Raw genomic sequence first — 13052 nt, forward strand, 5'->3', positions numbered from 1 at the left:
GCAATGATTCAGCCGGGGCACCGAAAGCGCGCGGGTGCAGGGCCGGCGCGCCGGCAGGCCCTGCTCGGTTGAGGCTCGGTGAGCCGGGAAGACAAATACACATAAACAGCCGAAACATCCCACGTTACGCATGGCTGCGGCAGCAGAAAGACGCCGGGCGTCTGCCAACGCAACACACCTCGATCCAAAAGCCATCCGCACATGAGCAACCGAAACATGCCACGTTACGCATGGCTGCGGCAGCAGAAAGAAGCCGGGCGTCTGCGCGTCTGCCAACGCAACACACCTCGATCCAAAAGCCATCCGCACATGAGCAACCGAAACATCCCACGTTACGCATGGCTGCGGCTGCAGAAAGAAGCCGGGCGTCTGCCAATGCAACACACCTCGATCCAACAGCCACCACACATGAGCAACCGAAACATGCCACTTAACCATTAACCATTAATGGCTATGAGCCTGCCGCTCAGGCCGCCTTCTCCTTCTTCCCAAACACCTTCTTCCCCAGTACCACCGCACCGAGAACAATCGCCCCGGCAATCAACCCGACCACCAGGTCAACCGCACCGGTAATCAGCGTGCTGACAAACCCGGTGCTGCCGTGGTTCAGCACATCCACCAGACTGTGCATAAACGGCAAACCGTGGGTCAGGATGCTGCCGCCGACCAGGAACATCGCGATGGTGCCGACAATCGACAACGTCTTCATCAACAGCGGGGCAGTGTGCAGGATGCCGCTGCCCAGCGCGTGCAGCAGGCGCGTGAACATGCCGGTGCCCTGGCGCTTGCGCAGGTAAAACCCGACGTCATCCATCCGCACAATACCGGCCACCAGCCCGTACACGCCCACCGTCATTACCACGGCAATCAACACCATCACCATCACCTGATCCACAAACCGCACGTGGGCCACAGTGTTCAGGGAAATCACAATAATCTCGGCGGAAAGAATAAAGTCAGTGCGCACCGCGCCTTTCACTTTCTTCTTCTCCAGCGCCAGTAACTCCTCCTGGGTTTTCGGCGCGTTGGCGCGCGGCGCAGCCTCGTGGGCGGCCTCTTTACCATGGAAAAATTTTTCCGCTATTTTCTCAAAACCTTCGTAACAGAGGTAGGCACCGCCAATCATCAGCAACGGGGTGATCGCCCACGGGATAAACGCACTGATCAGCAAGGCCAGCGGCACCAGAATCGCTTTATTGAGCAGCGAGCCTTTGGCGACCGCCCAGACCACCGGCAGCTCGCGGTCAGCTTTGACGCCACTGACCTGCTGGGCATTCAGCGCGAGGTCGTCCCCCAGCACACTGGCGGTTTTCCGTGCCGCCACCTTACTCATCGCGGCGACGTCGTCCAAAATAGAGGCTATATCATCAATCAGTGCCAACAGGCTGCTTCCCGCCATCGTGTTTTCCTTTCGGTTAATTTTTTCAATAGGCCGGATAGTAACAAAAACAGGCAGTAACAAGAAATTACCCGGCGCGCCAGTGTACCACTCGCCCTGTGACCGGGCGTCCCCTTAAAGATAGGCGCTGGCACCGCTTTCGCCCAGCCGGGGCCGGGTAAAGAAATGTTATGGGAAAAAGCGGCAGCCGACAGCAAAATAACCAGAAATTGCTCTATGGCTTTTATACAGATAAGTGTTAGCGACAAAATAATCGTGTGATCCGCCCAGGTAACGCCAAAATAATTGAACACCGAAGCCGGTAAAAAAGAAAAAAAGATCCCCCTCCTTATTTCCTCCACGATACTTGAATTTCTTTACACCGGCTGACAACTTTTTTTCACCGCGTGACCCATAATTACTGCTCTGAACACGATCGCCATAGCGTAAATCAGTGTGACATGTCACCACGCCGGGCTATTTGTTTTGCTGCAAATTACCCCGTGCCGTGAAATACCCTGTGTGCGAAAGAGGTTTTCATCTGTAAAAGTATGAGGAGAGTGTCATGAAACTGTTACCTGTGATAACTGCTGCGCTGTTGACGGCTGCCTCGTTCTCTGCCCTGGCGGCAACGGAAGTCAACCGCAGCGAAGCCAGCGGGCTGCAAAGCATGGGCACCGTTACTGTCAGTGGGATTACCGGCTCGCCGGAAGATGCCATCAGTGCCGTAGAGCAAAAAGCCATGGATGAAGGGGCCAGCCACTACCGTATTATCGGCATTGATACGCCGAGTGATTCCAGCCAGCAACGGGTAAATGCCGAGATTTATCGCTGAGCCGAAGTTTATTTCCCGGTCAGGCTGGCCGGCGCTGCCGTCGCGCTTTCGTAACGGCATGAATAACGTGAAATACCGTTAATGGCGTGCGGAAAAAGACCGGATAAATAAACAGTGGGTGAGGGGGTTTATTAAGGTGAAGGGTTTTATCTGCGTTATTTCTTAATAGGGAATACCCGGTAAAAGGCTGTATTAATAATCATAGGGTGCGCCGTGGTAATAACGGCGGCGTCAGGCTATGGCTGCCTGATTGGAAAGTTCTGAAAAAACAGAGACGGCCGGGCGCAGTGTCAGATTGCGCCCGGCCGTCTCTGTTTCTGTTTTGCGGCGGCGCAGCGTGATCAATCATTGCGTCTGTGTGGGTAACAGGTATGATTCCGCTTTTCTAAAAGATGATGGGAACTGCCCGGCGTAGCGGCAGGAAAGGACAGCAATGACACAACCTATTTTTATGGTCGGTGCCCGCGGCGCAGGCAAAACCACGGTCGGTAATGCGCTGGCCCGTGCACTCGGCTATCAGTTCACGGATACGGATGTGTTTATGCAACAGTCCACCGGCCTGAGTGTGGCGGATGTCGTGGCGCGTGAAGGGTGGGCGGGTTTCCGCCGGCGTGAAACCGAGGCGCTGAAAGCCGTCACGGCCCCCCGTACCGTGGTCGCTACCGGCGGCGGCGCGGTACTGGCGGCGGAAAACCGCGCCTTTATGCGCGGGGCGGGGCGGGTGATTTACCTGCGTGCACCGGCTGCCACCCTGGCCCACCGGCTGGAAGAGTACCCGCTGGATGCCCAGCGCCCGACGCTGACCGGCAAGCCGATCAGTGAAGAGATGGTCGAGGTGCTGGCCGCCCGTGAGGCGCTCTATCAGGAAGTTGCCCACCATGTGCTGGACGCCACCACCAGCCCGGCGGAGATCGTCGCGGCCATCCAGCGCCTGTTACAGGTTGAAACCATAAAGTAATCCGCTGCCGGGCCGCCTTCGGCCCGGTTTTCAGAGACTTCCGACCCGCCACAGCCACCGCCCGCTAAAATCCTGTCTATACTTACTTTTCGGTGCATAACGAAAGGAATTAACCATGCCTGGACATCCTCCCTATCCGCGCGAAGCGCGCATCGTCCCTGTTGAAAAGGGCGAACCCGGTAATACTGTGACCTGGTACGAGTTGCGCGCCGATCATCCGAAACCGGACACCCTGATCAGTGAGCATGAGACGGAATCGGAAGCCCTTGATTCCAAGCGGCGCTACGAAGACGAAAAAATTGATTAGCGGTTAGCCGCCCTGTGAAAATATGTGCAAAAAGCCGGCGCTGATGCCGGCTTTTTCATGCCGGTTTTTTAAGGAAGGCAGGCCGGGCGGGCGGGTTTGCGCGCCCGATCGCGTTATAGGGCAATAATGCGCGCCGGGCGTGAATAATCAGTGACAGCGCGCGCCCACTGACTCTACTATGGCAGTTCTGTTTTCCAGCCGCAGGGTCAGACTATGTTGAATGTTAACGAGTATTTTGCAGGGAAAGTGAAGTCTATCGGGTACGAGAGCGGCACCATCGGTAACGCCAGCGTCGGCGTGATGGAAGTCGGGGAATATACCTTCGGCACCAAACAGTCGGAAGAGATGACGGTGATCACCGGCGCATTGCGGGTACTGCTGCCCGGTTCGCCGGACTGGCAGGTGTTTATGCCGGGGGAAACTTTCTACGTACCGGGCCACAGCGAATTTAACCTTCAGGTGTCTGACACCACCGCCTATCTGTGTAAATACCTGAGCAAATAACGCCGGTTGCCACAGAAAAAAAGCCGCCCACCGGGCGGCTTTTTTATGGCGGGCAGCGCGCGGGATCAGCGCTGCGCTTCGCCGCCGAGTGCCTCGACCACATTGGCAATCAGGGCCGTCAGCTCACTGGTCATCAGGATGAAATCCGCGTCAAAACGGGCGGCCGGGTCATCCCGGTCGATGTCATCATTCTGGTCACGCAGGGCGTCCGCGAACTTCAGGCGCTTGAGGCTGCCGTCATCGGCCAGCAGCAGTTGCACGCGCTCCTGCCAGTCCAGCGCCAGTTTGGTGACCACTTTCCCGGCTTCGATATGCACCGCGATCTCATCAGTGACCAGATCCTGCTTCTTGCAGCGGATCACGCCGCCATCTTCCAGCAGCGCTTTCAGCTCCGCCTCTTCCATCAGCGTGAACCCGGCCGGCAACTCCCCGGCGCGCACCCACTCGGTCAGCGTCAGTTCGATCGGTTTTTCCAGCGTCAGCGGCACCACCGGCAGCGAACCGAGGCTTTTGCGCAGCAGCGCCAGCGTATCTTCCGCTTTCTTGGCGCTGGCGCAGTCGATCATGATCAGGCCGTTCACGGTGTCGATCCACAGGAACGTCTGGTTGAAACGGCTGAAGGCGCGCGGCAGCAGGGTGTGCAGCACTTCGTCTTTCAGCGAATCTTTTTCGGTCTTCTTCAGCTTGCGGTGCTGTTCCGCTTCCAGCTTGCTGATTTTGGCCTCCAGGGCCTGCTTCACCACCGGCGTCGGCAGGATTTTCTCCTCCTTGCGGGCGCAGATCAGGATCTGGCCATTGGCGCTGTGGGTCAGGTCTTCACTGTGGCTGCCCATCGGGGAGACCCAACCGGTTTTGGCCATGTCCTGGCTGCCGCACGGGGTGAAGGTGAAGGCGCTGAGCTGTTTTTCCATCTCGTCCGCAGAGAGGGTCACCTCACGGCTTAAACGATAAACCATCAAATTCTTAAACCATAACATCGTTTTATCCCTGTCCGGGCGCGCAAGCGGCGCGCGGTTAATCACAAGCAGGGCGGCATGATACCCAATTGGCGGGCCTCAGTCCTTAAGAAAAATCCCGCGCCGCGGCGGCCTGAGAGCACGGTGTCAGTGCGCCTGCCAGGCGAGCCGCAGCGCCGCGGCCAGCTGGCGCTGGGTATAGGGTTTGCGCAACAGCACGCCGTCGGGCGGGGTGCCGTCGCCGGGCTGCCGCGGGTCCTGCCCGCTGACCAGCAACGTCGCGAGCGACGGGTGGCGCGCCCGCGCCCGGCGCACCACCTCCGCACCGCTTTCGCCGGGCAGCCTCAGGTCACTTATCATCAGGCTGATGTCCGGGGTTTGCGCCAGCAGCGCCAGCGCCTGTTCCCCGTTACTGCACGCCAGTGTCAGGTAGCCGAGCTGGTGGAGCTGCTCGCACAGTGTCTGGCGCACATCCTCTTCATCCTCCAGCACCAGGATCAACCGGTCATCCGGCGGGCTGTTGCGCTCGTCAGCCACCGGGGCCGGCGGCGCGGCGGCGTCCGGTGCGCGCGGCAGTTGCAGCCGCACCCGCGTGCCCTGGCCGGGGCGGCTCTCAATCTGTACCCGGCCGCCCGACTGGCGGATAAACCCATACACCATCGACAGCCCCAGCCCGCTGCCCTGGCCGACGCCTTTGGTGGTGAAGAACGGCTCGAACACCTGCGCACGCACCTCCTCTGACATGCCGCAGCCGCTGTCTTCCACCTCCAGCGCCACCATCGCCTGCACCCGCCCGCCGGTGCGCGCCACCTGCTGGTTCGTCAGGCGGATCAGGATCTCGCCGCCGCGCCCCTCCATCGCATCACGTGCATTCATCACCAGGTTGAGCAGCGCGTTCTCCAGCTGGTTGGCATCAATCCACACCGGCCAGAGCGAAGGGTCAGCCTCGATCCTGAGCGCCAGCCCGTCGGGCAGGGCGTGTTGCAGCAACTCATGCAGGTTCTCCACCAGCAGCGCCACGTCGATGGCCTGCGGTCGCAGCGACTGTTTGCGCGAGAAGGCCAGCAACCGCTGGGTAAGTTGCGCCCCGCGCTCCGCCGCCTTGAGCGAACGGCTGATGCGCGCAACGGTTTGCGCCTCCAGCGGCTGCTGTTGCGCCAGTTCCAGGCTGCCGATGATCACCGCCAGCAGGTTGTTGAAATCGTGCGCCAGCCCGCCGGTCAGCTGGCCGACCGCCTTCATTTTCTGGCTGTGCACCAGGGCCTGCTCCAGGGCTTTGCGCTCGGTGCGCTCCAGCACCACGTTGACCATGCCGCGATCCGGCAGCGGGCTGAAGCGCAGTTCAATCACCCGGCCATCGTTCAGCCGCACCTCCTGCGGGGCGGGGCACCGGCGGGCCAGCCCGGCGAGCGCGGCGTCCCACGGGTGGTCAGAGGCCGGGCCGACACATTGCAGCAGCGCGCGGTAGTGCTGGCCGCGGTGCAGCATGTGCTCATCCAGCCCCAGCAACAGCGGGTATTGCGGGTTCCACACCACCAGGTGGCCGGTGTTGTCGAACAAGGCAAAGCCGTCGCGCATCGCCAGAAAAGTGGTTTCGAGCTGGGTGCTTTTCTCTTTCAGCAGGCGCGAGGTGTGCTCCAGGGAAGCGGTATTGCGCGCAAAAACGTTGAACGCCCGCGCCAGATCGCCCAGCTCATCGCGCCGTTGCAGCGCCGGGACGCTGACGTCCCGTTCGCCTTTCGCCAGCCGCGTCATCGCCCCGGCGATGGCCGTCAGGTGGGAGCCGAGGTTGCGGTAGATATACAGCCCGGCAAACCCGGTGATCACCAGCGCCAGCAGCGCAATCACGCTGATAAAGCCAATGGCGGAGCTCAGCTCCTGGTGGTTCTGGTGGGTGCGCTGCGCGGAGGCCGCCGCCACGTTCTGCACATAGTGGTTGATGTCGTCGTTGAGCATCGCCACCAGCGCCTTGATCTGGTAGGTGTAAAAGGCGATCGCCAGGTCGCTCTGCGCCAGGTCAGCCGCCAGCGGCGTCAGGCGCGCCGCCGTGTGCTGGAACTGCGCCATTTTTTCCGCCATCAGCGCATCCGGCGGCGGTGCCGGCCAGTTGGCCATCACGCGGTCGATCTGCTCCGTTACCGCCTGCGGCGCCGGGATCTGGATAGCGAGGGTCAGCAGCCGGTTCAATTCAATCGCCAGCTCAGGCGGCAGTGGCGAGGGCGGTTGCCGCACGGCAATCTCAATGATGTGGTGCAGGGTGGACTGATCCTGATAGAGCGCGCTCAGCATCTGGTTGCGCTGCATATGCCGCTGGTGGCCGAGCAGCAGCAACCGGCTGACGCTCTGTTGAAGCCGGGTGCTGCGGTCAGTGAGGCGCGCCACCAGCGCCGGGTCACGCTGCGCCAGCGGGGCGGCGGCCAGCCCGCGCAGGGAACCCTGCAAGGCAAGCTGCGTCTGCTTTAAGCGCGCCGACTCGCTCTGGTACTCCAGCGCGCCCACCACCTGCGACAGCCGCACGGCCGCGGTGGCGACGTTCGCCGTGTCGCGTGCCAGCGCCATGCTGCCGTTCATCTCCGCCAGCGTTTGCGCCTGCGCCTGTTCCTGAATCTTGCCTGCATGGTGGAAGCCCACGATCGCCACGGCGCTGACCGTGAGCGTCAGTGCCATCACCAGCAGGTTAAACATCAGCAACCGCCCGCGGGCGCTCGCCAGCAAACGGGGAAGGGAGGGGGCCATAATGCTCCTGACGTGGGGAAAGGGAATGACGCATCATAAAAGCCGCGGCCGGAAAGATTATGACAAAGATGAACGGCGGCTGACATGCGGTGTTTATCTGGCAGTGGTGAACTGCGCCTATCCCGACCTGACAGGAGAGGCCGATGGCCGCCACCCCGATTCTGGAAATGCAACATATCTCACGGCGCTTCGGGCAGTTCTACGCGCTGAAGGATGTCAGCCTGACGGTCTACCCCGGCGAAGTCCATGCGCTGATGGGCGAGAACGGCGCGGGCAAAAGTACGTTGATGAAAATCCTGGCCGGGGCCTATACCGCCAGCAGCGGCACCATCCTGATAGACGGCCGGCCCTACCCGATCCGCGGGCCGAAAGATGCGCTGGCCGCAGGCATTACCCTGATCTACCAGGAGATTAACCTCGCGCCCAACCTGACGGTGGCGGAAAACATCTTCCTCGGCAGTGAATTGCACCGCGGCGGGCTGGTGCGGCGCACGCAGATGGCGGAAGAGGCGCAAAAGGTGATTGACCGCCTGGGCGCGCAGTTCCGCGCCACCGACCGGGTGATGACGCTGAGCATCGCCGAGCAGCAGCAGGTGGAGATCGCCCGTGCGCTGCACCGCAACAGCCGCATCCTGGTGATGGACGAACCCACCGCCGCACTCTCCAGCCGCGAAACCGATCACCTGTTTGGCCTGATCAAACGGCTGCGCGGCGAGGGGATGGCGATCATCTACATCAGCCACCGGATGGCGGAGATTTACGCGCTCTCCGACCGGGTCAGCGTGCTGCGTGACGGGGAGTATGTCGGCAGCCTGACGCGCGACAACCTCAACGCCACCGAGCTGGTGCGGATGATGGTGGGCCGCCCGCTGAGTGACCTGTTCAACAAGGAGGCGCAGACGGCCACGCCGGGGGCGGTGCGGCTGGCGGTGGAGGCGCTGACCGACGGCGGCAAGGTGCACCCCTGCACGCTGAACGTGCGCGCCGGGGAGATTGTCGGGCTGGCCGGGCTGGTCGGGGCCGGGCGCTCCGAGCTGGCCTCGCTGATTTTCGGCGTTCACCCGGCCACCGGCGGGCAGATTTTGATTGACGGCCAGCCGGTCAGCATCCGCTCCCCGCGTGACGCCATCGCGCTCGGCATCGGCTTTTTGACGGAAAACCGCAAAGAGCAGGGGCTGTTTCTGGAGCTGGCGGCGCACGAGAACATCGTGATGGCGACCCTCGGGCGCGACGCCCGTTACGGCCTGCTCAACCGCAGCAAAGGGCGCGACATTGCAGGCAATGCGATCCGCGCCCTGAACATCCGTGTGCCCCATGCGCAGGTGCGCGCCGGGGGGCTGTCGGGCGGCAACCAGCAGAAGCTGCTGATCTCGCGCTGGGTGGCGATAGGCCCGCGCATCCTGTTGCTGGACGAGCCGACGCGCGGCGTGGATGTCGGCGCCAAGAGTGAAATCTACCGGATGATGAACCAGATGGCGCAGCAGGGCGTGGCGATCCTGATGATCTCCAGCGAGCTGCCGGAAATTGTCGGCATGAGTGACCGCGTCTATGTGATGCGCGAGGGCGCGCTGGCCGGGGAACTGGCGGCGCATGAGATCTCGCAGGAGAACATTATGACGCTGGCCACCGGCGTCGCCCTTCCCCAGGAAACCTCCACTAAAGGAATCATCTGATGAGCAAAACAGAGACCGCCGCGGCAAAATCCCCGGCGCTGAAACGGGCACTGCTGGGCGACCTGATGCAAACCGTCGGCATTTTGCCGATTCTGATCCTGATCGTGGCGGTATTCGGTTTTATCGCCCCCAACTTTTTCACCGATGCCAACCTGCTGAACATCACCCGGCAGGCGTCGATCAACATTGTGCTGGCAGCGGGCATGACCTTTATCATCCTGACCGGCGGCATTGACCTGTCGGTGGGGTCGATGCTCGGGGCCACGGCGGTGGTGGCGATGGTGACCTCGCTGAACCCGGCGCTGGCCACGTTCACCATCCCGCTGGCGCTGCTGGCCGGGCTGCTGATGGGGCTGTTCAACGGCGCGCTGGTGGCCTGGGCCGGGCTGCCGCCGTTTATCGTCACGCTCGGCACCTATACCGCGCTGCGCGGGGCGGCTTACCTGTTCGCTGACGGCACGACCGTTATCAACTCCGACATCAATTTTGAATGGATCGGCAACGGCTACCTGGGGCCGGTCCCGTGGCTGATTATCATCGCTTTCGCGGTGATTGCGGTGTGCTGGTTCATCCTGCGGCGCACCACCCTCGGCGTGCACATCTACGCGGTCGGCGGCAACATGCAGGCCGCGCGGCTGACCGGCATCAAGGTCGGGGTGGTGCTGCTGTTCGTCTATGCGATGAGCGGGCTGCTCTCCGGGCTGGGCGGGCTGATGAGCGCCTCGCGCCTCTACAGCGCCAACGGCAACCTCGGCGTCGGTTATGAACTCGACGCGATTGCCGCGGTGATCCTCGGCGGCACCAGCTTTGTCGGCGGCATCGGCACCATTACCGGCACGCTGGTCGGCGCGCTGATCATCGCCACGCTCAACAACGGCATGACGCTGATGGGCGTCTCCTATTTCTGGCAACTGGTGATCAAGGGCGCGGTGATCATCATCGCGGTGCTGATCGACAAATACCGTACGCGCCACCACCAGACGGCCTGATGTTTCCCCTGTACCCGATAACATTGATCCGAGAACAACAAGGAAAAGCCAATGAAAATCCGCTTCAACGCTGTGATGGGTGCGCTGCTGACCGCAGGCGTGCTGCTCTCTGCGCCATCAGCGCAGGCAAAAGAACTGAAATCGATTGGGGTGACGGTCGGTGACCTCGCCAACCCGTTTTTTGTGCAGATCACCAAAGGCGCGGAGAAAAAGGCGCGTGAGCTGGCGGGCGACGGCGTGAACGTCACGCTGGTCTCCAGCGGCTATGACCTCGGCCAGCAGGTCGGGCAGATCGACAACTTTATCGCGGCGAAAGTGGACATGATCATCCTGAACGCAGCGGACTCCAAAGGCATCGGCCCGGCGGTGAAACGCGCCAAAGAGGCGGGGATCGTGGTGGTGGCGGTGGACGTCGCGGCGGAAGGGGCAGACGCCACCATCACCTCAGACAACACCCAGGCCGGGCAGATCGCCTGTAAATACATTGCAGACCGCCTGAAAGAGAAGGGCAATGTGGTGATCATCAACGGGCCGCCGGTGTCGGCGGTGCAGAACCGGGTTGAGGGCTGTATGACGGAGCTGAAACAGCACCCCGGCATCAAACTGCTCTCCCATAACCAGAACGCCAAAGGCAGCCGCGAAGGCGGGCTGGAAGTCATGACCTCGCTGCTCTCTGCCAACCCGCACATTGACGGCGTGTTCGCCATTAACGATCCCACCGCGATCGGCGCCGATCTGGCGGCCAAACAGGCGCAACGTACCGAATTCTTCATCGTGGGCGTGGATGGATCGCCGGATGGCGAAGAGGCGCTGAAACGCAAAAACTCGCTGTTTGTCGCGACCCCGGCGCAGGACCCGCAGGTGATGGCGTCCAAAGCGGTGGAGATCGGCTATGACATCCTCCAGGGCAAAGCCGCGCCCACTGCGCCGGTGCTGATCCCGGTCACGATGATCGACCGCAACAGCGTCAGCAGCTACAAAGGCTGGACGGTCAGATAACCCGATGCCGGTACGCCCGTACCGGCCCTTTTCACCGGCAGGAGGTGCCCATCATGTCCGATCAGCACAGCGGGGGCCGCATGGCCCGCTCGCAGGTCAACCAGATCCTGCACGATACGCGGCAGTTTTTCGCCCGGCAGGATGTGCACCTGCCGCCGTTTGCCCATTTCAGCCCGGAAGCCTGGGCGCAACAGCCGCAGGAGGCCTGGCAGGAGGTGTTTGATCTGGGCCTCGGCTGGGATGTGACCTGTTTCGGCTCCACCGATTTTTACCAGCGCGGCCTGACGCTGTTCACCCTGCGCAACGGCTCGCCGGACGGGCAGCCCTATGCCAAATCTTATGCCGAAAAGGTGATGCACTGCCGGGAAGGGCAGGTGACGCCGATGCATTTCCACTGGCGCAAGCGGGAAGACATCATCAACCGCAGCGGCGGCAACCTGATTATTGAGCTGTATAACGCCGAAGAGCCGGCAGGGGCGACCAGCGACACGCCGCCGGGGCTGGCAAACACGCCGGTCGAGGTGGTGACGGACGGCTACCGCCAGACGCTGCCGCCCGGCAGCCGCATCCGGCTCTCCCCCGGCGAGAGCGTGACATTGCCGCCAGGCATGTACCACAGCTTCTGGGGCGAGGAGGGGTTCGGCGATGTGCTGGTGGGCGAGGTGTCGATGACCAACGACGACCAGCATGACAACTGCTTTTTGACGCCGCTGGCGCGTTTCACCGCGCTGGAGGAGGATGAGCCGCCGCGCTGGCTGCTCTGCACCGAGTACCGGCGCGAGCCGGGTGCGGCCTGAGTGCCCGGCCCCTGGCTCAGGCGCAAGGGGTCAGGCAATATGGCGCGGCGCAACCGCCCGCGCCGGGCGCTGCACGTCGGCGGCAAACACATAGCCCAGCCCGCGGATCGTGCGGATCAGCACCGGCTGGTGGGGATTTGCCTCGATCTTGCGGCGCAGGCGCATGATCAACACATCCACGGTGCGATCAAACACGTCCAGCGTTTCGCTGTGGGTCAGTTCCAGCAGCCGATCGCGGGTCAGTACCTGGCGGGCATGGGTAATCATCGCCAGCAGCAGTGTGTATTCACCCTGGGTCAGGCCCACTTCCTCCCGTTGCGGGTTGTGCAGGGTGCAACGCTGCTCGTCGAGCCACCAGCCGTTGAACCCCCAGCCACAGGCGGGCGCAGCGGGGGCGGCCACCGTCAGCGCGCCGCTGCGGCGCAGCACGGCCTTGGCCCGCGCCACGACTACCCGGTTATTGAACGGCTTGGCGATGTAGTCATCCGCGCCCATCTCCAGGCCGACCACAATGTCAGATTCCGCGCCGAGGCCGGTCAGCATCATTACCGGCAAATCGGGGCGCAGGCGGCGCAACTGTTGCAGCACCAGCAGGCCGTTGATGTCCGGCAGGATCAGATCCAGCAGTACCAGCGCGATGTCAGCGTGTTGTGCAATCTGTTGCAGCGCCTCTTCGCCCCGGTGGCAGCAGCGCACGGTAAACACATGTTCACTCAGCACATCATGCAGCAGGTCACAGATGGCCGGGTCATCATCCACAACCAGAATGGCGGGTTTCATGGCAAGACTCCTTGCGGGGTGCCGACGCAGACAACCTTACGTGCCCCCGAGACGGGCACTGCAAACCGCGCAGGGGTGTTAAAGAAACGTTAAAATCAGTGTAACCGATGCGCCCGCGGCGTTAACTGCCGGGCGCTGGA

The 13052-nt window shown here is 62.1% G+C and carries 12 protein-coding genes; 8 read left to right on the forward strand and 4 right to left on the reverse strand.

What is annotated here, in order from left to right; all coding sequences use genetic code 11:
- Nucleotides 1-466 precede the first annotated feature (466 nt).
- Entirely contained in the window at nucleotides 467-1399 is a 933-nt protein-coding gene (locus CYR52_RS21620) for a DUF808 domain-containing protein (protein WP_072926614.1), read from the reverse strand.
- A 544-nt stretch (nucleotides 1400-1943) separates the two neighbouring features.
- Here CYR52_RS21620 and CYR52_RS21625 point away from each other — a divergent pair.
- From CYR52_RS21625 to ppnP, 4 genes are all read left to right on the forward strand, one after another.
- A complete protein-coding gene (locus CYR52_RS21625) occupies nucleotides 1944-2213 on the forward strand; it encodes a YdgH/BhsA/McbA family protein (RefSeq protein WP_072926611.1) in 270 nt (89 codons plus the stop codon).
- 433 nt (nucleotides 2214-2646) lie between these two features.
- Entirely contained in the window at nucleotides 2647-3171 is a 525-nt protein-coding gene (aroL, locus tag CYR52_RS21630) for a shikimate kinase AroL (RefSeq protein ID WP_072926607.1), read from the forward strand.
- 115 nt (nucleotides 3172-3286) lie between these two features.
- Nucleotides 3287-3478 (forward strand): YaiA family protein, encoded by a 192-nt coding sequence (locus tag CYR52_RS21635; RefSeq protein ID WP_072926604.1) that lies wholly within the window; start codon nucleotides 3287-3289, stop codon nucleotides 3476-3478.
- A gap of 213 nt (nucleotides 3479-3691) precedes the next feature.
- Nucleotides 3692-3982 (forward strand): pyrimidine/purine nucleoside phosphorylase, encoded by a 291-nt coding sequence (ppnP, locus tag CYR52_RS21640; RefSeq protein WP_101829411.1) that lies wholly within the window; start codon nucleotides 3692-3694, stop codon nucleotides 3980-3982.
- A gap of 65 nt (nucleotides 3983-4047) precedes the next feature.
- Here the strand turns inward: ppnP and rdgC are convergent, their stop codons facing one another.
- Both rdgC and CYR52_RS21650 read right to left on the reverse strand, forming a co-directional pair.
- Nucleotides 4048-4959: a recombination-associated protein RdgC gene (gene rdgC, locus CYR52_RS21645; RefSeq protein WP_072926924.1), complete on the reverse strand. Its 912-nt coding sequence runs from the start codon at nucleotides 4957-4959 to the stop codon at nucleotides 4048-4050.
- A gap of 126 nt (nucleotides 4960-5085) precedes the next feature.
- Nucleotides 5086-7674 (reverse strand): ATP-binding protein, encoded by a 2589-nt coding sequence (locus CYR52_RS21650; RefSeq protein WP_101829412.1) that lies wholly within the window; start codon nucleotides 7672-7674, stop codon nucleotides 5086-5088.
- Nucleotides 7675-7817: 143 nt separating this feature from the next.
- Between CYR52_RS21650 and CYR52_RS21655 the strand changes: the two genes are divergently transcribed.
- The 4 genes from CYR52_RS21655 (at nucleotide 7818) to CYR52_RS21670 (ending at nucleotide 12132) form a co-directional block, all read left to right on the forward strand.
- The gene (locus CYR52_RS21655) at nucleotides 7818-9347 is read left to right on the forward strand and encodes a sugar ABC transporter ATP-binding protein (protein WP_072926597.1); all 1530 of its coding nucleotides are present in this window, start codon (nucleotides 7818-7820) and stop codon (nucleotides 9345-9347) included.
- Nucleotides 9347-10336 carry an ABC transporter permease subunit gene (locus CYR52_RS21660; RefSeq protein ID WP_072926595.1) on the forward strand — a complete coding sequence of 330 codons (990 nt, stop codon included), beginning with the start codon at nucleotides 9347-9349 and terminating at the stop codon, nucleotides 10334-10336. Before CYR52_RS21655 ends, CYR52_RS21660 begins: the two co-directional genes overlap by 1 nt.
- A gap of 75 nt (nucleotides 10337-10411) precedes the next feature.
- Entirely contained in the window at nucleotides 10412-11335 is a 924-nt protein-coding gene (locus CYR52_RS21665) for an ABC transporter substrate-binding protein (RefSeq protein ID WP_165698447.1), read from the forward strand.
- An 80-nt stretch (nucleotides 11336-11415) separates the two neighbouring features.
- On the forward strand, nucleotides 11416-12132 hold the full coding sequence (locus CYR52_RS21670; protein ID WP_101829414.1) for a D-lyxose/D-mannose isomerase: 717 nt from the start codon (nucleotides 11416-11418) through the stop codon (nucleotides 12130-12132).
- Nucleotides 12133-12162: 30 nt separating this feature from the next.
- Here CYR52_RS21670 and CYR52_RS21675 read toward each other — a convergent pair whose 3' ends face one another.
- The gene (locus CYR52_RS21675; RefSeq protein ID WP_072926593.1) at nucleotides 12163-12912 is read right to left on the reverse strand and encodes a response regulator; all 750 of its coding nucleotides are present in this window, start codon (nucleotides 12910-12912) and stop codon (nucleotides 12163-12165) included.
- Between the last annotated feature and the right edge of the window lie 140 nt (nucleotides 12913-13052).

Source organism: Chimaeribacter arupi (genome assembly GCF_002858805.1).
Classification (GTDB): Bacteria; Pseudomonadota; Gammaproteobacteria; order Enterobacterales; family Enterobacteriaceae; genus Chimaeribacter; species Chimaeribacter arupi.

Excerpts from the sequence above, each read along its gene's own strand:
- CYR52_RS21620 (WP_072926614.1), bottom strand. The coding sequence starts at position 1,399 with ATGGCGGGAAGCAGCCTGTTGGCACTGATTGATGATATAGCCTCTATT.
- CYR52_RS21625 (WP_072926611.1), top strand. The coding sequence starts at position 1,944 with ATGAAACTGTTACCTGTGATAACTGCTGCGCTGTTGACGGCTGCCTCG.
- aroL (WP_072926607.1), top strand. The coding sequence starts at position 2,647 with ATGACACAACCTATTTTTATGGTCGGTGCCCGCGGCGCAGGCAAAACC.
- CYR52_RS21635 (WP_072926604.1), top strand. The coding sequence starts at position 3,287 with ATGCCTGGACATCCTCCCTATCCGCGCGAAGCGCGCATCGTCCCTGTT.
- ppnP (WP_101829411.1), top strand. The coding sequence starts at position 3,692 with ATGTTGAATGTTAACGAGTATTTTGCAGGGAAAGTGAAGTCTATCGGG.
- rdgC (WP_072926924.1), bottom strand. The coding sequence starts at position 4,959 with ATGTTATGGTTTAAGAATTTGATGGTTTATCGTTTAAGCCGTGAGGTG.
- CYR52_RS21650 (WP_101829412.1), bottom strand. The coding sequence starts at position 7,674 with ATGGCCCCCTCCCTTCCCCGTTTGCTGGCGAGCGCCCGCGGGCGGTTG.
- CYR52_RS21655 (WP_072926597.1), top strand. The coding sequence starts at position 7,818 with ATGGCCGCCACCCCGATTCTGGAAATGCAACATATCTCACGGCGCTTC.
- CYR52_RS21660 (WP_072926595.1), top strand. The coding sequence starts at position 9,347 with ATGAGCAAAACAGAGACCGCCGCGGCAAAATCCCCGGCGCTGAAACGG.
- CYR52_RS21665 (WP_165698447.1), top strand. The coding sequence starts at position 10,412 with ATGGGTGCGCTGCTGACCGCAGGCGTGCTGCTCTCTGCGCCATCAGCG.
- CYR52_RS21670 (WP_101829414.1), top strand. The coding sequence starts at position 11,416 with ATGGCCCGCTCGCAGGTCAACCAGATCCTGCACGATACGCGGCAGTTT.
- CYR52_RS21675 (WP_072926593.1), bottom strand. The coding sequence starts at position 12,912 with ATGAAACCCGCCATTCTGGTTGTGGATGATGACCCGGCCATCTGTGAC.